The organism is Brumimicrobium sp., from assembly GCF_048268645.1.
GTDB lineage: Bacteria > Bacteroidota > Bacteroidia > Flavobacteriales_D > Crocinitomicaceae > Brumimicrobium > Brumimicrobium ulvae.
Genome location: NZ_JBLWVE010000005.1, coordinates 20572 through 41758, shown reverse-complemented (window position 1 = coordinate 41758; position 21187 = coordinate 20572). Strand labels below are relative to the sequence as shown.

At 36.8% G+C, this 21187-nt stretch carries 16 protein-coding genes and 2 pseudogenes; 4 read left to right on the top strand and 14 right to left on the bottom strand.

Features of this window, described 5'->3' with window-relative positions; all coding sequences use genetic code 11:
* Positions 1–33: 33 nt before the first annotated feature.
* Positions 34–351 (top strand): hypothetical protein, encoded by a 318-nt coding sequence (locus tag ACN0U3_RS05965; RefSeq protein WP_299207217.1) that lies wholly within the window; start codon positions 34–36, stop codon positions 349–351.
* On the opposite strand, the gene ACN0U3_RS05960 is transcribed toward ACN0U3_RS05965, so the two are convergent.
* Positions 348–1793, bottom strand: coding sequence for an oligosaccharide flippase family protein (locus ACN0U3_RS05960; RefSeq protein ID WP_417265521.1), 1446 nt, complete (start codon positions 1791–1793; stop codon positions 348–350). The two genes, ACN0U3_RS05965 and ACN0U3_RS05960, sit on opposite strands and share 4 nt — an antisense overlap.
* A 132-nt stretch (positions 1794–1925) precedes the next feature.
* Here ACN0U3_RS05960 and ACN0U3_RS05955 point away from each other — a divergent pair, with 132 nt between their 5' ends.
* Positions 1926–3302, top strand: coding sequence for an aldehyde dehydrogenase (locus ACN0U3_RS05955; protein ID WP_417265520.1), 1377 nt, complete (start codon positions 1926–1928; stop codon positions 3300–3302).
* Here ACN0U3_RS05955 and ACN0U3_RS05950 read toward each other — a convergent pair whose 3' ends face one another.
* The 8 genes and pseudogenes from ACN0U3_RS05950 to ACN0U3_RS05915 all read right to left on the bottom strand — a co-directional run bounded on the left by ACN0U3_RS05950 (position 3303) and on the right by ACN0U3_RS05915 (position 11503).
* Positions 3303–3713 carry a PaaI family thioesterase gene (locus tag ACN0U3_RS05950; RefSeq protein ID WP_299207223.1) on the bottom strand — a complete coding sequence of 137 codons (411 nt, stop codon included), beginning with the start codon at positions 3711–3713 and terminating at the stop codon, positions 3303–3305.
* Between the two features lie 10 nt (positions 3714–3723).
* Complete coding sequence (locus tag ACN0U3_RS05945) at positions 3724–4203, bottom strand: hypothetical protein (protein WP_417265519.1); 480 nt, start codon at positions 4201–4203, stop codon at positions 3724–3726.
* A gap of 10 nt (positions 4204–4213) precedes the next feature.
* Positions 4214–5050: a carboxylating nicotinate-nucleotide diphosphorylase gene (nadC, locus tag ACN0U3_RS05940; RefSeq protein ID WP_417265518.1), complete on the bottom strand. Its 837-nt coding sequence runs from the start codon at positions 5048–5050 to the stop codon at positions 4214–4216.
* Between the two features lie 40 nt (positions 5051–5090).
* On the bottom strand, positions 5091–5954 hold the full coding sequence (locus ACN0U3_RS05935; protein ID WP_417265517.1) for a hypothetical protein: 864 nt from the start codon (positions 5952–5954) through the stop codon (positions 5091–5093).
* A 65-nt stretch (positions 5955–6019) separates the two neighbouring features.
* Positions 6020–6976, bottom strand: a pseudogene (locus ACN0U3_RS05930) (OmpA family protein); the annotation flags it as partial.
* Between the two features lie 192 nt (positions 6977–7168).
* Positions 7169–8440, bottom strand: a pseudogene (locus ACN0U3_RS05925) (DUF5723 family protein); the annotation flags it as partial.
* A gap of 207 nt (positions 8441–8647) precedes the next feature.
* Positions 8648–10819: a hypothetical protein gene (locus tag ACN0U3_RS05920; RefSeq protein WP_417265516.1), complete on the bottom strand. Its 2172-nt coding sequence runs from the start codon at positions 10817–10819 to the stop codon at positions 8648–8650.
* Between the two features lie 114 nt (positions 10820–10933).
* Positions 10934–11503: a ribonuclease HII gene (locus ACN0U3_RS05915; protein ID WP_417265515.1), complete on the bottom strand. Its 570-nt coding sequence runs from the start codon at positions 11501–11503 to the stop codon at positions 10934–10936.
* A gap of 289 nt (positions 11504–11792) precedes the next feature.
* On the opposite strand from ACN0U3_RS05915, the gene ACN0U3_RS05910 reads away from it, so the two are divergent.
* A complete protein-coding gene (locus tag ACN0U3_RS05910; RefSeq protein WP_417265514.1) occupies positions 11793–12155 on the top strand; it encodes a hypothetical protein in 363 nt (120 codons plus the stop codon).
* Positions 12156–12216: 61 nt separating this feature from the next.
* Here ACN0U3_RS05910 and ACN0U3_RS05905 read toward each other — a convergent pair whose 3' ends face one another.
* Genes ACN0U3_RS05905 through ACN0U3_RS05895 form a run of 3 tightly spaced genes read right to left on the bottom strand, consistent with a single transcriptional unit; the run spans position 12217 to position 16113 of the window.
* Positions 12217–14232: a thioredoxin domain-containing protein gene (locus tag ACN0U3_RS05905; protein ID WP_417265513.1), complete on the bottom strand. Its 2016-nt coding sequence runs from the start codon at positions 14230–14232 to the stop codon at positions 12217–12219.
* A gap of 6 nt (positions 14233–14238) precedes the next feature.
* Entirely contained in the window at positions 14239–14721 is a 483-nt protein-coding gene (locus ACN0U3_RS05900) for an LEA type 2 family protein (protein ID WP_417265512.1), read from the bottom strand.
* Positions 14722–14724: 3 nt separating this feature from the next.
* A complete protein-coding gene (locus ACN0U3_RS05895; protein ID WP_299207244.1) occupies positions 14725–16113 on the bottom strand; it encodes a dipeptidase in 1389 nt (462 codons plus the stop codon).
* Between the two features lie 401 nt (positions 16114–16514).
* Here ACN0U3_RS05895 and ACN0U3_RS05890 point away from each other — a divergent pair, with 401 nt between their 5' ends.
* Entirely contained in the window at positions 16515–18704 is a 2190-nt protein-coding gene (locus tag ACN0U3_RS05890) for a choice-of-anchor L domain-containing protein (RefSeq protein ID WP_417265511.1), read from the top strand.
* A 77-nt stretch (positions 18705–18781) separates the two neighbouring features.
* Here the strand turns inward: ACN0U3_RS05890 and gpmI are convergent, their stop codons facing one another.
* Complete coding sequence (gene gpmI, locus ACN0U3_RS05885; protein WP_417265510.1) at positions 18782–20302, bottom strand: 2,3-bisphosphoglycerate-independent phosphoglycerate mutase; 1521 nt, start codon at positions 20300–20302, stop codon at positions 18782–18784.
* Positions 20289–21185, bottom strand: coding sequence for a sensor histidine kinase (locus ACN0U3_RS05880; RefSeq protein ID WP_299207250.1), 897 nt, complete (start codon positions 21183–21185; stop codon positions 20289–20291). The genes gpmI and ACN0U3_RS05880 overlap by 14 nt, the downstream gene beginning before the upstream one ends.
* Between the last annotated feature and the right edge of the window lie 2 nt (positions 21186–21187).

Genomic DNA, 21187 nt, shown 5'->3' with positions numbered 1-21187 from the left:
TGTAAGTTTGTCATGTAATTAAAAACAAGAGATATGAAAAATGCTTTTAGAAATATGACGATTCAGCACATTCAAATTGAAGAACGTACACAGTTGGCCGAGGTTGAAGTTCAATTTGTTCAAGATAAAGTGTTTATTGAAACAGTATTGGTTTTAGGCCCTACAGAATTAAACCAACTTTTCGCAAAATTAAATAGTCAAGGTGTTTCCATTGATCTAAGCGAAGATTTTGAGTATTATTCAACACCTCAAGGAATGTTGTATACTTTAAACTTCAGTAAACGAAATTGGGACCAAATTGAAATTGAATACTTTTCACCAAAGCAACCGGTGAGACAAATCAGAGCTTAGGCTTCTGCCTTAGATTTCAGTAATCCTAAAATGTCTTTAATATTAATTAGTTTGAGGAGGAAGAGTAGAAGTACGCCGATAATAATCGTTGTAATTAAACTCCAAAGCACTCCAAACTTTTCGTTTAGGATGAATGCGGTGAAAGTATAGATTCCGGCCAGAATACAAACCCGAATGATGGTTGGCCAATGAATAGAAAATTGAAAAACTTTCATCACTAATCCTAGTTGCAATAAAGCAGTTGCAGATTGCGTAATTACGGTTGCAATTGCAGCACCCTCAGCCTCCATTCTTGGAATTAAAATAAGGTTTAGACCGATGTTTACTCCAATTCCAATAAGTGCCATCCTATTGAGTAAACGTAAACTATTGTTTGCTGTTAAAAGTGTTCCAAAAACATGAGAAAGTGAAAGGGGAATGAAACTCAGAATTAGCCATATAAAGACCTGGCTTGAAGCATCTATATTGTTTTTGTAGATCAGCGAAATGGTCAGCTCGGAATTGATGGCTAACCCTACACCGACCACAATAGCAACCCCGGTCAATAGTTTTCCCGCCATTTGAAGAATAGGTTGAATGATAACTTTTTCACTAATCATGCGAGAAAACATTGGAAGTAGAATTCCTGCCACTAAAAAGGCAAACATATTTACGGCATCTAATAACCTAAAACCTTGGGCGTAAATTCCTGCTTGTTCTTTTCCATTGGGCAGCATTCTTTCAATCATCACTGAATCCATTCGTGTATAGAGCATCATAAGTAGAATCAGAATGGCAAACGGTGTGCTTTTTTTTAGAATGGCAATCGAGAATACTTTGTTGGCTTTTATTCGGATTTTTCCAATTTTCACCCAAGTCAATAATAATCCAACGATCAAAGTTGATGCATAAGCAAAGGTTTGAGCGTAAATGAACCATTCTATTCTGAATGCTTGTGAGGTAAAACTTCCGTAAATTAGTAACAGTGAAATGATGATTAGCAATAAACGATCGAGAATAGAGAGTAAAGCATCAATTTTAAACAAATGAAGTCCTGCGAAATTACTTCTAAGGTACAGGATCAGCCCAGCTAGAATTTGATTGAACACAAAAAAACTCAACAAATACATTTCTTGATCAGAATACCCAACAATCAAAGCAAAACCGATGGTGATAATGAGGTATAGAATACCCAACATCATTTTTAGTCCTAGGTATGAACCGATATATTTTGTTAGTGAGGTGGGGTGTTGCGCTGTGTTTTTGGTGTTATAATTCGTAACTCCAATGTCGAGAAACATATTGAATAAGAAAGAAAAGTTAAGCAAGGAAAAGTACATTCCATAGGATTCAGATCCAACTATATTTTGCACTTGAACATCTATCCCAAAAATGTAGAATGGTTTGATGAGCACATTCAATAGGATGATGAATAATAAATTGCCGAGGAATTTCTTTTGCATGCAAGGACTTCTTATTTTTAAGCCAAGACAAATATAATAAAAGGAATGATTAAGATTTTACTCTTTCTCAGAACTATGTGAACCAAGTAGATGAAAGAAGTGTTATTAATATATAAACCTTAACTTTATAATATGGAGCATGAGCAAATAACAGAATTGATAAAAGCACAGAATATTTTCTTCAATACGAATTCGACAAAGGAGATAAAGTTTAGAGTGAAACAACTCAAGCAATTAAAAACTGCTTTGAAGAGTAATGAAGAGAAAATGTACAAAGCAATTTACAATGATTTTAAAAAATCAAATTTTGATGCTTTTACCAATGAGTTAGCGTTGGTGTATTTAGACATTGACGAGGCTGTTTCCAAAGTGCAAAAATGGTCTAAACGAAAGCGGGTAAGAACTAACTTATTGAATTTTCCAGCGAAGAGTTATATCTATCCAGAGCCTTTAGGGACTTGCTTGGTAATTGGAGCATGGAATTATCCTATTCAACTTTCTTTTGCTCCAGTTGTGGCTGCAATTGCTGCTGGAAACACCGTGGTGTTAAAGCCCAGTGAGGTGCCTTCTGAAACAAGCAATATTATTGCAGAAATTGTCAATTCTAATTTTGAGTCATCATTTTTCCATGTTGTTGAAGGAGGGGTTGAGGTCACCACAGATTTGCTAAGCATGAAGTGGGATAAGATCTTTTTTACGGGAAGCATAAAGGTGGGGAGAATCGTTTATCAAGCTGCTGCAAAACACTTAACGCCGGTAACTTTGGAGCTGGGAGGGAAGAGTCCAGCATTTGTTTCTAAAAACTGCAATCTAGATGTTGCCGTGAACAGAATTGTCTGGGGGAAATTTTTGAATGCTGGTCAAACTTGTATTGCTCCAGATTATATTTTGGTTGAATCTTCAATTCAAGATGAGTTTTTACAAAAAATGAAGAACAGAATTCTAGAAATGGATTTTGCATTGAAGAATGAAAATTATGTTCAGATCATCAACGACGCCAATTATGATCGTCTTAAAGGGTTGATTGATGAAGAAAAGGTATACTTTGCCGGTGATTTTGATCCAGCCACGCGATATTTTCCGCCTGTGTTGATGAAGAATGTTGATTTCTCTGATCGGATCATGGAAGATGAAATTTTTGGTCCTATTTTACCGGTTATTCCTTATGAAGATTTGTCTTGGGCCATTCATCAGGTGAAAAAACAGCCTAAACCTCTGGCGTGCTATATGTTTTCAAACAACAGTTCATACAAAACCAGAATTATTGATGAAATTTCCTTTGGTGGAGGGGCTGTAAATGATACAATCATGCATATTGCAAACAGTCAATTGCCTTTTGGTGGGGTAGGAACTAGTGGAATGGGAAGTTACCATGGAAAGGCTGGGTTTGATACTTTTACACACCATAAAAGTATTTTAAATAAGGCAACTTGGTTGGACCCAAGTGTGAAATACCCACCTTATTCACCCAAGAAATTAAAACTGATCCGCTGGATTATGGGAGTGTAATTAAGGTGTCCAGTCCTTGTCAGAAATATGTACAGTGCCTTTAAAAAGCGCAATCGTTTTCTGGTCTTGATTGCAAACGGTAACTTGATAAACACCAATGGTTTTTCCTCTGTTTAATTCTTTGCAGGTAGCGACTAAAATGTCCCCAGTTTTTGCAGGGCGAGTGTGTGAAATAGAGGTTTCTATACTCACGCATTGTTTTCCGTGTGCGTTTGCAGCGAATGCTAAAGCCGAATCTGCAAGGCTGTAGGATATGCCTCCATGGGCAATTAAAAAACCGTTGACCATTTCTGGAACAACGGTTGTTTTTAGTATTGAATAACCAGGTTTAATATCTACAACTTCAATGTTCATCCATTGAGAAAAAGCATCTTTTTCCATCATTTTTTGAACAATTGATTTGGCCTCCATAGGTTATTAATTAATCGATAAAGGCTCTATTCATCAAAGCGATAAGTGCAATGCCAACAATGAAAACATTTGTTGCCAAATCTTCTTCCATCACAGCTCCTGTTTCATCTGCACCACTGATTTCATGGACAAGGAAAGAAAGCATCATGGGTTGATTACATAGACTATTGATTAAGTCTTCATCATCGGTTTCCATATATTCATCTAAGGTTTGAATATATTCCTCTTGAAACTCATCGATAATTGTTTCGTCAATTTTTTTCATTTTAACGCCTTGCATCGCTGCTGCTTCAGAAAAAATATTGAAATAATAAATAAGATAATCCAAAAGACTATCATTTTCATATTCAATTGCGGAAGATAAAATGTATCCAACAAAAACATCTTGTGCAAGTACATGCGTTTCAGATAGTTTTTCTAAACTGTCTTCGGTTAATCCATCAATTTTCAGAACTGCTTCTGTAATGTATTTCTCTGTAATTTGTGCCATTCTTTAATTGTTAAGAGTAAATTGCTTTTAGACTTAAATCCATTGATTTAACAGAGTGTGTAAGTGCTCCCGAAGAAATGTACTGGATTCCAGTTTCTGCATAACCACGAATGTTGTCTTTGGTTATTCCTCCCGACGCTTCTGTTTCAATAGTGTTTGGTATTTTAGGAAGAACAGCTTTGATTTGCTCTGGTGTAAAATTGTCGAGCATAATTCGATCAACATTTCCTACTGCTAAAACTTCATCAAGCTCTTTCTCATCACGAACTTCAATTTCAATCTGGATGTCCAAATTATTTTTTTTGAGGTAATTATTTGCACTCACGATGGATTTTTCAATTCCCCCAGCGTAATCAATATGGTTGTCTTTTATCATGATCATATCATACAATCCAAAACGGTGATTGTGCCCTCCTCCAATTTTCACAGCCCATTTTTCTAAGGCACGAATTCCTGGAGTGGTTTTACGTGTGTCTAGGAGTTTAGCATGTGTTCCTGCAATACTGTCAACAATCGATCTTGTTTGTGTTGCAATTGCACTCATGCGCTGCATGAAATTAAGGACTAAGCGTTCAGTAGCAAGAATTGATCTGGATTTACCTTCGATTTCGAAAACGATATCACCGAACTTTACTTTTTCACCATCCTGAATATACTGGGTGATTTTTAGCGTGGGATCGTAATGATGGAAAATCTTTTCAGCAAGTTCAACTCCAGCAATTACTCCATCGTCTTTTACAAGTAATTTTGCTTTCCCTACTGCATTTTCAGGTACACAAGAAAGTGAAGTGTGGTCTCCATTTCCTAAATCTTCTTTAAATGCAAATTTTATTATTTCGTCAATCATGGTACAAAATTAATTAGAAAAATGGATTGCCCTCTTTTGCTTACTTGTTTTTCCATGCGATATCGGTTAAAACCCGATATTCAGCTTCATTGCTTCCACCAACAACGGTAAACTCTATGTCTACTGGGCGAAACTTATACTTGTCCAAATTGTTTAATAAGTCTTCTATGAATGGTGTCATTTCATCAATACGAAGTGCTGTGGTGTAACGTTCCTGATTTTGTGGTTTGTTCTCACCCAAGAGAATAAACAAATTATCGGCTTTAATAACACTGATGAAATGCGTTTGAAATTCACCTGATCCATTTAAAATTTTGTTTACCTTTTCTAAAGAATGATGTTCAGTTGCAATGTTTTTCCAATTTTCGAATTCTATTTGGGTATAATCTTGAGCTTTTCTTGTTTGGGTAATTACTGGCATGTCATCATTATAAAGCGTACGCTTTTCAATATAGTTGGTGATGTTAGAATCTATCCAAACATCAGCAAGTTCTATAAAAGCAATAAGCTTTTGGTCTTCAAGGTAGTAGTTTCTTTCTCCTTGTGGTCTGAAATTACCATCAATGAATTGCTCTGTAATTTTCATTGGAAAACCATCTTCGTTTAGGAAGGCTGAAACTTGAATGAATTCTGAACCATGGTCCTTAGTTTGCTTTTCCCAGCGAAGTGATTTTACAACACGCGATGGATCAACTCGCTCATCGATTTCCATGATTTTTTTTGCATTTGGATATTGCATAAATGCAACTTGATTTGGATGGTCTTCTCCTTCTTCAGAAGAAAGTGTTTCTTCAGTTTCTATGGCGTTGTTTTCTCCAGCTTCTGCAATTTTTTCTTTTTGATCGCAAGATAGGGTAAGGCCTGTAAGGAGTATAAAGAATAAGAATACTTTAATGTTTTTCATCGTTTTTTTATATTAAAAATGTCCGTGACAAACCTGCCACGGACATTAAAATTAATAATATTTATTTATTTAAAAATAATTGTCATCTCAACACGTCTGTTGGCTTGTCTACCTTCTTTCGTGTCATTTGACTCTATTGGTTGTGTTTGACCGAAGTAAAGAACAAATAATCTTTCTTTTTCAATTCCTCTTTCAATCATGAAGTCCCTTACAGACTCTGCACGTTTCTTCGAAAGAATTAAGTTGCTTTGTGCGTTTCCAACATTGTCTGTGTGACCCGCAATTTGTAAACTCCAGTCTTCTTTCTTCAACAATACTTCTGCAAGTTCATTCAATGATTCTATAGATTCTTGCTTGATTGTTGCACGAGCAGTTTCAAACTCTAGATTGTCAAATGCAGTTTTAAGAATTTCTTGAACTTCTTCGTCGATTTCTGGACAACCATTGTTTTCAACTGGACCAGGCGTTTCTGGACAATCATCATCTTTATCTGGTACACCGTCTCCATCTGTATCAGTATAAGGACAACCGTTGTTTTCTTTCGGACCAGGTAAGTTTGGACATTCATCGTCTTTGTCTAAGATACCGTCACCATCTGTGTCTGGCCATGGACAACCGTTGTTTTCTTCAGGACCTGGTATTTCAGGACATTCATCCAAGAAGTCTAAAACTCCATCTCCATCGGTGTCAGGACATCCATTGTATTCTTTTGGACCAGGTACATCTGGACAAGCATCTTCGAAATCAGGAATACCGTCGCCATCAGTGTCAGGACATCCGTTGAATTCAGCTAAACCAGCCTCATTTGGACAATCGTCATCTTTGTCTGGAATTCCGTCTCCGTCAGTGTCAGGACATCCATTGAATTCCGCTAAACCAGCTTCTTCTGGACATTCGTCATCTTTATCTGGAATACCATCTCCGTCTGTGTCAGGACATCCGTTGAATTCAGCCAATCCTGGCGTCATCGGACAATCGTCCTCAGAGTCTTGAATTCCATCACCATCCGTATCAGGACATCCTCTAAACGCCCATACTCCCGGTACATCAATACATTCGTCTTTTTTGTCGGATACCAAATCATTATCAATATCACTTGGATGACCATAAAGTACAGGTACACGCAGGCCTGCATAGAACCCAGCACCTCTCACTTTTCCTCCTGGGAATAAAGTTTTTAAATCAGGTACCCCAACAGTTAGAGGACCTAGGCGCAATCCTAATCCTGCTCTAAATCCTGCATGTGGATTATAGGATAGAGGGACACCCACACCAGCCCACTTAAAATCGTAAGTTGGAGTCACCGAGAATTGGTTCATCATACGAACGTTTGTAGCATTCGTTTTTGGGTTAACATTAATGTATGCTGTAGCATTCACATAAAAGTCCTTGTAGATGTTGTAATCAAACTGAAAACTAATTGCCGTTGGGGTATTCATGTAATAGGTTTCAGAAGTGTCTTCACTGGCTGTCCAATCAGGATCATTTTGGATTAAACTATCAACAATTTGAGTGAATTGCCCTGGTGTTTCAGCATCATCAAAAATGGTTAAATCTAGTTGTGTAGTGTTTACACTAAAGTTTCTACTTTTATCTGCTTTGGTGAATTGCATTCCTCCGAAGTCAAGTAGTGAGAACCCAGCACGAATTTTATACTTGTTACGGTCTCTTCTCCAAATGTTGGTTTCACCGTCCATGTCGTATTTATATTCTTTCCAATCAGGTCTCCATTCGTAAACAACTCCCAAATCAACTCCTATTCCTAACTTTGAAGTCAATTTATAGAAATCTCCAAAAGTCGTTGTTCCTGAAGTGTTGGAAAAATATTGATTTATATTCTCAGAATACCCAAAGTTAAAATCACCACGCATTGTTGTAGCCGTATCCTTGTTTAATAATTCGAAGTCTAAATCTTTAGAGTAAACATAAGAAGAAGCAATCCCTTGGTTGAATTTTAAACGTCCTCCAACTTTCCAGAAATGTTCACCTTCATCTGCTAAAACTTGCGCATAATTAACTCCATATTCGGCCCATGCTAAAGCATTTTGAGACAGTAATGAACCGTCTATTTTTGTGCTCCAAAGAGGATTGTAATTTAAGCCTTCCTCTGCAAGTTTTAATACTTGTGGGTTAATTTCATCTAAATTGTTTATAAATCGCAACTTTGCAGAGAACCCTACAGCTATCTTTGGGTTGATGTGAAACATGAAATTCAAAATATCTAGCTGAGAACTCATAGATGCACCCCGGGCTTTAGCATTTGGATCATTGTAGTCTTCTATGTCATGAAAGTAATTCTCGTACAAGTTCGGTGTACTTTGCCATGCAGTGTCTTTTCTTAAGGAATGCAACCAACTTCTTTTAGGCAGAATACTAGCGTCAAAATATTTAGCATTTTGCCAAACATCAACATTGACACTAAATAGGTTAACATCAACCATGAATCGGTTGTCTACTATCGATGCCGGTTGGAGGTCGGCCCCCATGATTCCAGCGTAATTACTATGGATAACTCCAAGGTAATTTTGAGCCTTTGAAGTAGGGATGTTGAGTAACAAAAACGCAAAAATCGTTATTGTCAAAAACTTAATTTTCTTCATAAACCTGTAGTTTAGTGTTTCGTAATGTGTTTCTTAAATAGAGTAATCTCTAGGACAAATCTAATAAAAGCAATTAGAAATACGACTTTGAGACTAGTATTTATTCTTATAACAAATAATTGATTGGGCAATTATCGTATAAGTGTAAAGTGTATTGTCGTTTTTATTGAAGTAGGAAATCGTTTTATTTCTACCTTCTTTTGGAAAGCCTTCAAGTGTTTCTCCTAGTTTGTTAAATGCATGGATCTTGTTTTGAAGATAATCAAAAACAACACTTGTTTTGCTTGCTGAATGGTAGTCGAATGTACCTACTTCGTTGAATGGTAGTTGTTTACTGTAAAGAATTTCATTGTCATGATTAAATACCTTGAAATTGTTGCCGTTAGAAATGATAAAGTATTCAGCGTTGACTTTAAATAACTGACCGTTATCAATGAGTCGAGCATCTTTGTTTTCTACTCCTTTTATATCTGAGACTTGACTGTAAACTTTTCCGTCCTTCTGAAAATAAGTGATTACTCGTCCCTTATATTTTATCGCATGTTGAACTGTCGTTTTACCGATTAGTTGAGCCTTAGCAGGTGTTTCTAGGTATCCGAGGTACTGTTGAAAGTCAGCGTTAACAGCCCACACCCTTAAGTTCCCCTTAATGTTTAACGCATAAGGAGTTGAAACGATTCCTTCTTTTCCAACCTGAATGATGTTCAGTTCAAGACCAGCGCTGTTCAACATGATGATTTCTCCTTGTTGGTTACCAATTAAAAAACGTTTGGTCCCATTCCATACAAATTCACTGATCCCCGTTGTTAAATCGTGCTCTGATTGGTAAGGGAAACCTCCTACATCATTTCCGTTTAAATCAATTAAATGAATTTGTCTTTTTGTACGGAATAAGAATTGGTGTTTGTTGTTATTGAATACATCCACCACCATAACTTCTCCTTGAATTGGAGATTTAACATCGCCTTGCCATAGGGTCTTGCCATTTGGACTTACAAGTTCATACTTCCCTGATTGGTCATGACTTAAAACAGAGGTGCCATTCCTTAAATGATCAGTGATTGGAACTAATTTATAAGTTTCATGCTTCACCGAGGTTGACCACGTTGTTTTATCAGCAATGTTTAATTGTTCACTTGGCGGTTGTGTATTCACCTCAAACATGAGGTTGTTTTTCCATGTTAAACTGGCTTTTTTATCCATTGAAATGTCACGCATATTAACATGGGAAGGGAGTCCACCAAAAAACTGTTCTTGACGGTCTGGACTCAAAGCTAAAGTTTTTCCTAGCTGGTAATTAACCAAAATCTTTCGGGCAATACTTTTTGATTCAATAAATAAGACTTTATCTTCAATTTCAATAACATAAAATCGGGACTTTTCCTTTAAAGGGAAGTCATGGGTAAGTTGAAAACCACTAAATGAGTGCATGTCTTCTAAAACAAGTACAGAATCCTCGTTTTTAGATTGTTCGATTAAAATTAAGCTTGGGGTTTGTTGTGAGCGATAATCGCTTACCAAAATATGGTGTCCTTCGTAATCAATAGTCACATAACCTTTATCAACCCATAAATTCATAGGGCCATCTTTAAAAATAGAATCTTTGCTCGCTGCAAAGAAACGCTCTTTAAATAAATAGGATGAGCTTGAATGCGGAATGACAGAGGAGAAGATTGGAATATCTTTTACCGCTTCACCATACACCGCGTTGGGTTCGCTAGATCTGTATTCGAAAAATCCTTTGCTCAAATTGTATACATCTGTTCGTTTCCATTGTTGACCAAGATTCACCCAAAAATTTGCAGAGGCTTTTTTATCACCTTCAAGCAAAAGGTTTTTAGTGAGTTTATTTTCACAGTATTGGTAATCTTTTGAAATCATTAGGTGTCTACCTTCAAATTTATAAGTAACATCCTTTAGTTTGAAAAAGGAGTTGATGTGGGCAGCCTCAGCGCTTTTCCATTTACTGTCTTTTTCGAAAATAATAATCGCACGATTACCGCTTGCATAAATTTTCAATCCTTGATAAGGCAAAGAGTCAAGAGCTGGTAATGTGAGGGCTAAGGGGTTACCTTTAATGGCTTCAAAGTAATTGGCATCTTTTGTTTCCTCAAATTTATTAATCAGTAGTATGGATTGATCTTCATTGCAAAAGACGTTCTCCGGATTTACAGTATTGTCTACATTAATCCATAACTCATAACTTGAATAAGCAATCCAAGCAATGGCAGACAATACTATACTGATAAGAATAAAACGCTTCATCCAATTATTTTTTTCAAAACTAAGGCTTAAAGATAAACAATCTCACTGCTTTGATGAATTTTATTAACGAATTAATGTTCTTTTGGATAATACAGTTGAGATTTAAGAAAAGAATTAAAGCTTAAATGTTTTTCTGTGATATTTTGTTGCTCCGTATTGAAGAACAGCAGCTTTGTGCGCCTTTGTTGGATAGCCCATGTTTTTTTGCCAATCATATTCTGGATGTTCTTTGTGAATGTTTTGCATAAATTCATCCCTAGCTTCTTTGGCCAGGACTGATGCAGCAGCAATGCTAAGGAATTTAGCGTCACCTTTAACAATGCATTCATGTGGAATTTCAGGGTAAGGATTGAATCGATTCCCGTCGATCAATAAAAGCTCTGGCTTTTGATTTAATCCATCAACGGCCTTATGCATGGCTTCAAAACTGGCGTTAAGAATATTGATCTCATCAATACGTACTTGGTCTATAAAGGCAACCGAATAAGAAAGAGCCATTTCTTTTATGAGAGGGACCAATTGCTGACGTTTTTTGGCGCTTAATTGCTTTGAGTCATTTAAACTTGGTAGAATACAGTCTTTAGGGAGAATTACAGCAGCAGCAACCACTGGTCCAGAGATGCATCCTCTTCCTGCTTCATCGCATCCAGCTTCTATTTTGTCTTCTGTGAAAAATGGGTTCATATTGTTTGTTTTTATTACGGTGAGTAAATATAAAAATCTATCTCAGTATTTAGAATTATTCAATTTGAATCGTTTCTAAAAGAGATTTATGAATTTTTGTATTGAGTTTTCCTTGTTTTGACTTACATTTGAAGAAGACTAGTGCGTTTAATTTGATGTTTTAGCCTAGTATTTACCATCGTGGCACATGTTTTGACCGAAGGTTATTAAATAAATAAAATAAAGAAGTTAATTTGTAGATGCAACTTTTTATCCGCATATTTAGTCTTCTTTAAAAATAAATAGAGTTATGAAAAAAATAATTACACTTATCGCAATAATGTTTTTCGCTTTAGTGAGCTTTGCTCAAACTGCTAAAGTAGAAGGAGATAAAGATCTTTTGAAAGCCAATCTCGCTAAAAAAGAAGTTATTTTTGTTATGCCAAGTGAAATAACCTCTGAAACTATTGATAAGTCAGCTCAATATTATACTGATTACTTCACAGTTGAGTATAGTGATGAAACTAAGGTTGCTAAAATATTGCTGATTTCTGATGCAGAAAGTGACAGAAGGGTAATCATGAGATTTTTACTTTCTTCTGGAGTTAGAACCATCCAATTCGATGGAAATGATTACACCATCATGGAGTTTTACTCAAACTTTTTAGAATAGAAACTTAAGCTTAAATTGAATATAGAAAGGCTTTTCGAAATTATCGGAAAGCCTTTTTCTTTTATCCCTTTAATATTGAAAGTGCTTCAGTTATTTCTTGAGTAGGTGCTTGACAAGCAAAGTCTTCGCAAATGTAAATGGTGCTCTGTTGTGTAAATGCTTTGTCTTGCAAAAACGGAGTAGTCACTTTATTCCCGCCACCGTAAACCACATTTGGAATATAGCTTTCGCCCAATTCGTATCGAATTTGTACGGCGTCCTCACCTGTGATGGCTACTTCATGAAAAGGCTCGGTATATGAAAGTGCCAATAATGCCCAGTTAGAATATCCAGCGCCATACCTTGGCATTTGATCGTATACATTGGACAACATCTGCTTCGACATCTGAACATATTTATCAGAATGGTAGAGTTTACCAAGTTTGAATAAATTGTGCGCCATCACACTGTTGGAAGCAGGAATAACATTGTCATTGACCTCAAGCTTTCGAGTGAGCAATTCTGTATCCTTATCTGTGAAAAAGAACATTTTAGACTGCTCATCATAAAAATGATCGGTCGTAAAATCCAATAATGTTTTGGCAAGGTTAATCCACTTCTGTTCAAATGTTGTTTCGTGAAGTGTGATAAAGGCATCAATAACATGAGCGTAATCTTCCAAAAAACCATTGATTTTTGATTTTCCATCTTTTCGTGTTCGGTATAGGTGCCCGTTGTCGTTGTTCAATTGATGATCGACCAACCAATTTGCTGTTTTTTTTGCTTCATCGATATAGTTCGTGTTTTGCAATGCTAAACCAGCTTCTGCTAGTCCTTTTATGGTCATTGCGTTCCAGGAAGTTAGTTGTTTGTCATCCAAACCTGGATGAGTTCTTTGGTCTCTAACTTTATTTAGCTTTTGATGTGCAAGTTCTAATTGTTGTTCAAATTTTATGAGCGACATTCCTTTTTCACTGCACCATTCTTCCTTTGTAGACTTCCTTAAAAGAATATATTGATTATCCTCCCAATAGCCCACATCGTTTACATTATAGAATTCACTAAACCAATCAAAATCTTCTTTTAAAACATCTTGGAGCTCTGTCTTTGTCCATGTGTAAAACTTCCCTTCTACGCCTTCAGAGTCAGCATCTAATGCCGAATAAAACCCATGGTCTTTATGGCGCATTTCACGCATCATCCAAGCTATGGTTTGGTCAATTACATCTTTGTAAATTAACTGATTGTCGTGTTGATAGGCTTTCGCATAAACAGACAAAAGCTGTCCGTTGTCATAAAGCATTTTTTCAAAATGAGGAACCTTCCATAAATGGTCAACGGAGTACCTTGAAAAGCCACCTCCTAATTGGTCATAAATTCCGCCCAAAGCCATTTTTTTTAGCGATTTATGCGCGTGGTTTATTGCTGTTTGGTCGTTTAATTGGTAACCATAACGCAATAGAAATTCGAAATTATTTGGCATGGGAAACTTTGGGGCTCTGTTATCACCACCCTCTTCAAAGTCAAAGATTTGCTTCCATTTTTGAACCATCTCCGTTAATGTAGCAGGATCGAAATCTTGTTTTGGTTCCACAACTTCAACCAATTCTGAATTGATGACCCCTTCGGTGAGTTGTTTTGCATATTCCTCAACACGTGGTAAGTCTTCTTGATAGGTTTTCCATAGTTGTTGAATGATCTCCATCCAATTGTTTTTGGGGAAATATGTTCCGCCAAATATTGGACGACCATCAGGAAGCGCAAAACAGTTCAATGGCCAACCTCCTTGTTGGGTCATGAGTTGTACAGCGTTCATGTAGATTTGATCTACATCAGGACGTTCTTCTCTGTCGACTTTAATACACACCAAGTATTTGTTCATGAGTTCTGCCACAGCTTCATCTTCAAAGCTTTCGTGTTCCATGACATGACACCAGTGACAAGCAGAATAACCAACGCTAATCAAAACAAGTTTCCCTTCGTCCTTTGCTTTTGTAAAAGCTTCTTCACTCCATTCGACCCAATTTACGGGGTTGTGTGCATGTTGGAGAAGGTAAGGACTACTTGAATTGATTAAATCGTTGGTGTATTTTTTCATTGTATTTTAAAAGTTTAAAAACTGACCTAGGTTTATGTCTAAGTCTTTGAGGTTGATCTTTTTAGTTTGGTCAATGTGTTTTCTCACGGGAATTCCAACAACTGAAGCTTTAAGGACTCCCTCTAGTCTTAAGTTTACAGTTCCACCCGTAGCAATCTTCATTAGGGAAAGTAGAACTCCTTTTTCTAAAAGTACTTCTACCGGAACATTGTCTAGGGTAGTGGTCTTCCTTTTCATTTTGTATTTCTGAAGAAGCTGAGCATTTCCAATATACTTGTCGTTGAGGTAGAGTTTAAAAGAAGATTTTCTCACTTTCAAATTATAGCCATTTGGATTGTAGGCCGAAACATCAATGTTAAAAGATATTTTTTCTTTGTTTAATTCATCTAATTTAAAATTAGATACGCCTTTGAATTCTGGATCCTCTAGACATCCTGTAGTAATAAACAGGACAGATAATAATACGACTAAGTACTTGAAGTTTTTCATATATTACTTGTTTAAGTTTGCAAATTCTTCATAAAAATAAGGGATCGTTTCAATTCCTTTATAGAAGTTGAATAAGCCATAATGTTCGTTCGGCGAATGAATAGCATCACTGTTTAATCCGAACCCCATCAATACTGTTTTCAATCCTAATACCTGCTCAAACAATGCCACAATTGGAATACTTCCTCCGCTTCTTAAAGGAATAGGTTTCTTTCCAAATGTTTTTTCCATTGCATTACTTGCAGCTATATAACCCTTAGAGTCGATTGGGGTTACAGCTGGCAAGCCACCATGGTGTGGATTTACCTTAACTGTTACAGATTCAGGAGCGATACTTTCAAAATATTGCTTAAACAATTCCGTAATTTCATCTGGATCTTGATGAGGTACCAAACGCATAGAGATTTTCGCAAAAGCTTTTGAAGGCAATACTGTCTTGGCTCCTTCACCAATGTATCCTCCCCAAATTCCATTGACATCTAGTGTTGGACGAATTGAACTTCGCTCTCTTGTCGTGTATCCTTCTTCACCTTGCACAGCATTGATTTTGATTGAAGCTTTATACTCTTCTTCATCATAAGGTGCACGCGCCATTTCATTTCTTTCTTCCTCGGTTAATACTTCAACTTTATCATAAAAACCAGGGATAGTAATTTTGTGTTTATCGTCTTGCAATTGCCCAATCATATCTGATAAAACATTGATTGGATTTGCTACAGCTCCTCCATAAAGTCCAGAGTGTAAATCTCTGTTTGGACCTGTTACTTCTACTTCTACATAACTTAAGCCTCTTAAACCAGTTGTAATAGAAGGCACATCATTCGCAATAATTCCAGTGTCAGAAACCAAAATAATATCTGCTGCTAAACGTTCTTTTTGTTCTTTGATGAAAATCGCTAAGTTTGGACTACCTACTTCTTCTTCCCCTTCAATCATGAACTTAGCATTACATGGAAGTTCACCATTTTTACTCATCGCTTCAAAAGCTTTGATGTGCATAAAAACTTGCCCTTTGTCATCACAAGCTCCCCTTGCAAATATTGCTCCGTCAGGATGAATGTCTGTTTTTTTAATGATAGGTTCAAATGCAGGAGAGTCCCAAAGTTCGATAGGGTCAGCTGGTTGAACATCGTAATGGCCATAAACCAATACTGTAGGTAATTTTGGGTCTATAATTTTCTCTCCGTAAACAATTGGATGACCTGCAGTCTGACAGATTTCAACTTCATCTGCTCCGGCTTCTTTCAAGTGTTTTGCAACGAGTTCTGCTGCTGATTGTACATCGCTTTTATTCGCTGGATCTGCAGAAACAGATGGAATACGAAGTAATTCAAAAAGTTCGTCTAAAAATCTTTGTTGATTATTGCTTATAAAATCTTGTGTCTTTTTCATTGAAATTCTTTTTCTGTAAAGTTAAAAAATTAAACATAAACACCTTGCAGGTACAATGGTGTTAGAACAGAATGCAGTCAAAATTGTTTTTACTGTTCTCAAATAGAGCCAAAATTATGAACTCTAGGGCGTTTCGTTTTAGCTTTTAAAAAACCGCTATACATCAAATCTTCACCTATTTTTTAATAGAAAGTTTTATTCTCATGAACCCCTATATGTTACTTTTTGTCTTCAGTGATTCTGCTAATTCATTTTTTAGGTGTTAAAAAGAAGGGTAATTCTCTATCGCACAAGAGTCAATTTATACCTGGTGCTGTTCTGTTTGCGAATAATATTTATATTCATGCAACTTTATAGACATGCATAGAGTCTAATGAATACGACATAAATAATTCAAGAAGATGAAAAAGCAATTTTTACTCACATTTATAGCAGCCCTATTGATGGTCTCATCAACATTTTCCCAACAAATAAACTTGGTGAATCCAACGATGACACCAGTTCAAGCCGTTGAAGATGTACTCTTAGGTGCCGGAATTAATGCATTTAATATTACCTATAATGGGTCTGCAGTAAATGCAAACACCGCCCAGCAATCGGTTCGTCAGTTTAATAATGGTACATCCAACTTTCCGATTTCACAAGGAGTATTGTTGAATACCAATTCTGCTCCTGCTGTTACAGATGCGGATTTACAAGCCATTACCACAAGTAATCCTACCAATGGAGTTGTAATTGAGTTTGACTTTGTACCTTCAGGAGATACGCTTTCGTTTAACTACGTTTTTGCTTCTGCAGAATACACTTCATTTACATGTTCAAATTATAATGATGTATTTGGGTTTTTTATTTCAGGACCAGGAATTAATGGGCCTTATTCGAATAATGCAATAAACATTGCAACCGTTCCAAATTCTGCAAATATTCCTGTAGGTATTAATACTGTTAATAACGGAACAAATGCTGATGTTTCAGGTAACTGTGCTTCGGCAGACCCTAACTGGCAAGCCAATAATGTTTATTTTACAACCAGCTATACTGCCGCCTTTGCAAATATTCCTTCATCACCTTCTTATAATGGAAGTACTGTTGTTTTACCTGCGAATTCAGGCCTAACCTGTGGTGATACTTTTCATATTAAAATGGCCATTTCAAATGTTTCTGATACAGGTTTCGATTCAGGAGTGTTTTTAGAAGCCAACTCATTCTCTTCAGGAGGTGTAGACATTAGCATTGAAACCAATACCGCAGCCTCAGATAGTCTGCTTTTTGAAGGGTGTACAGAAGGAACAGTTCACTTTACACGTCCGCCAAATCAAACAAGTGATACATTAATAATTTATTTTGATGTTACAGGAACTGCAACTCAAGGAACAGATTTTCCTAACTTGGCTCCTGGTGATAGTGTAGTGTTCTACCCTGGGCAAGACTCTATCGTGTTGACTATTAACCCAATTAATGACAATACCTTTGAAGGACCAGAAAGTGTGATTATTTCTGCCTTTTCGGTAACGGCCTGTGGGGATACCGTCTATTCGGAAGGAATTATATGGATAGATGATGAACCCTATTCTACTGTGACCTCAACCGATACAACTTTGCTTTGTGCTAATGATAGTGTGCCTTTATGGGCGACCACTGAAGGAGGTTTCCCACCTTACACTTACTCTTGGAGTAATGGAGAAACTGGAGCCAATACATTTGGTAGTGTATGGGATAATGGAATGACAGAGTTTATCGTGACCTCCACTGATGCCTGTGGTTTTGAATATGTGGATACCGCTCGTGTTCAACTGAACCAAACTTTGAAAATTGATTCTCTGGTACAATATCCAGCTAATTGTGGAATGGCAGATGGAGCAGTCGTTGGGTTTGGTCATCAGCCTGGATATACGGGTACACCTGTATTTACTTGGCAAGGACCAGGAGCAAACAATCCTTCGCAGGTAAGTGCTTCTGCATGGCCAAATAAACCTTCTGGTTGGTACTACTTTACGATTACAGATGATGTTTGTAGTGTTACGGATAGTATCTTTTTAGAGCAAAACCCACCACCAACAGCTAGTTTTGATGCTGATCCAGAAATGGGAGCGGCTCCTTTAGATGTTACGTTTACGAATACTTCAGATCCTGCTTCGTCTTATGAATGGGACTTTGGAAATGGACAAACTGCAAGTGTAAACGACATGAGTACACAATATTCAACTTATTTAGAAGAGGGAACTTATACGGTTACTTTGACTACAGTTGAAGGTGCTTGTACTGATCAAGCTTCGAAAGTAATAACAGTTTTACTTCCGTTAAACTATGATATGCCGAACGGATTTACGCCAAACGGAGATAATCAAAATGATTACTTCACAATCAATGCCCAAAACGCTATGGCACTAGAGATTGTAATCCTAAACAGATGGGGTAACGTTGTCTTTGAAAGTTCTGATGTAGACTTTAAGTGGAATGGTAACGTAGATAACGGAGACGTGGAATGTGCCGATGGAGTATATTTCTATAAATTTAAACTGACTAACTCTTCAGGTGAAGAAATTGAAGAACATGGATTTGTTCACTTGTTTAGAGGCGAGAAAAAATAATAACTTACACAGTGTAGCCTAAAAAAAAAGGCTGTCTAATCTTAGACAGCCTTTTTACGTTATATAAAAACCTTACCTTATTGAATTAAATCTTTTCCTGTCATTTCTGAAGGAAGAACCAAGCCCATTCTGTTTAAGAGGGTCGGTGCAACATCAGCTAGTATTCCGTCTTGAATTTGCAATTGTTCCTCTGTAACATAAACAACTGGAACAGGATTTAAGGAATGAGCTGTATTGGGTGAGCCATCAGGGTTAATCGTCATGTCTGCATTTCCATGGTCAGCGATAACCATAATTTCATATCCATTTGCTTGTGCTGTTTTGATGACTTTATCTAGGCAACTGTCAACTGTCTCCACAGCTTTGATAATTGCAGAGTAAACTCCAGTATGACCAACCATGTCTGGATTAGCAAAGTTCAAACAGAAAAAATCAGGGGTATTATCGTTGATTTCTTCTGTTATTTTTTCGGTTACTTCAATGGCGCTCATTTCAGGTTGTAAATCATAAGTAGCGACCTTTGGTGAATTCACAAGAATCCTTTTTTCACCTTCAAATTCAACTTCTCTACCTCCAGAGAAAAAGAATGTAACATGCGGATATTTTTCTGTTTCGGCAATTCGAACTTGGGTTTTTCCTGCAGCTTCAACTACCTCTCCTAAGGTGTTTTTTAGGTTATCTTTTTCGAAAATTACACCAACATTTTTGAAGGTGTCATCGTAAGAGGTCATTGTTAAAACATCAATGGATAAAGGTTTCATCTGATATCCTTCAATTGCTTTTTGATTCAAAACTGTTATGATTTCTCTTGGCCGATCTGTCCTGAAGTTAAAGCTAATGACAAGATCTCCATTTTCTATCTGAGTGTTTTCATCTCCATGGTTTATAACAGAGGCCTTGATGAATTCATCAGTAACTCCTTCGGTATACCAATGCTCAAATACATTGTCTACAGTATTGAAACGTTGACCTTTTCCAGAAGTCATTAAGTTGTATGCTTGTTCTACACGTTCCCATCTTTTATCCCTGTCCATGGCATAGTATCTACCAATGATACTTGCAACTTTCACAGGGGTGTTGGCGATGTGTTGTTCAAGGTTATTGAAGAAAGTTCTTCCACTCTTTGGGTCACAATCTCTGCCGTCTGTAAATCCATGGATGTAAACTTTTTTTAAATCAAACTGAGTGGCCATATCACAAAGTGCATGTAAGTGTTTTTGTGAGCTGTGAACACCACCTTCTGAAACCAAACCAATAAAATGTACCTTTTGATTCTGATTCTTCGCTTTTTTCATGGCGGCCTGAAGAATATCTATGCCAAAGAATTCTTTTTCTTCAATCGATTTATTAATTCGGGTAAGTTCTTGGTAGACAATTCTTCCTGCTCCAATGTTTAAATGGCCTACTTCCGAATTTCCCATTTGGCCATGAGGAAGCCCTACGTTTTCTCCAGAAGTTAATAAAGTCGCATTAGGATACTCTTTCAGTAATCCATCCATTACTGGTGTGTTGGCGTTATAAATAGCATCAGACTGGCTTTTGTCGCCAATTCCCCATCCGTCAAGGATGATGAGTCCAACCTTTTTATCGTTTTTCATCTCGCGTAATTTTAAAATGCGAGCCTTGTGGTTTATTGGGGAGATAGCTTATGGTATCTCCATGAAATTTAACAAGGCTCTTGACAATAAATAATCCGAGACCAGTTCCTTTTTGATCTCTCGTTTCTTCATTTCCTAGTCGAACAAACTTTCCGAAAACATCATTTTTATATTCTGCTGGAATACCTTTTCCTTTATCTTTCACCCCCCAGATAATTAGGTTTTTTTCTCTTTTGAGGTAGACCTCTATTCCGGGAGTTTCTCCGGCATATTTAAAGGCGTTTTCTAAAAGGTTATGCAAAACGGTTTCTATTATGAATAAATCAACTCTACAGATGATTCCTTCTTCAACTTGAAGGTTTACCGAAGTTCTGTTTTCAGACCACTTATTCGTAATTCTGGTGATTTCTTCACTGAGGTTATGCTCTTCAAAATTGAGTTGTAATCGGTGATTTTCAATGCGTGTTGCTGTTAGAATATTCTCAATCATGTCCTCCAAACGGATGTTCTCGGCAATAGCATGTCGAATTAAATCTTCTTGCTGCTCACGTTCAAGGTTGCTTCTTTTTAGTAAGGTCTGAAGGTAGAGTTTATTCGAAGTAAGGGGCGTTTTTAATTCATGGGTTACCGACAAAAGAAAGTTGTTCTGTCGTTTAGACATCCGCATTTCCTTTTGTATCGAACTTCTGATTTTCCAAAGGCCAAGTAATAATATCATAAAGAAAACAAAGCCTTCGCTTGTAATCATGATGATTCTCTTTCTTTGAGACTCCGGTGTATTGATCTCAGATGAAAGTTCTATTAGGTGATAGCCCCACCAAACAAACTGAAGGACAACATAAACTCCTAAAATATAGAAAAATATTGCCGTTTGCCTTTTCATGA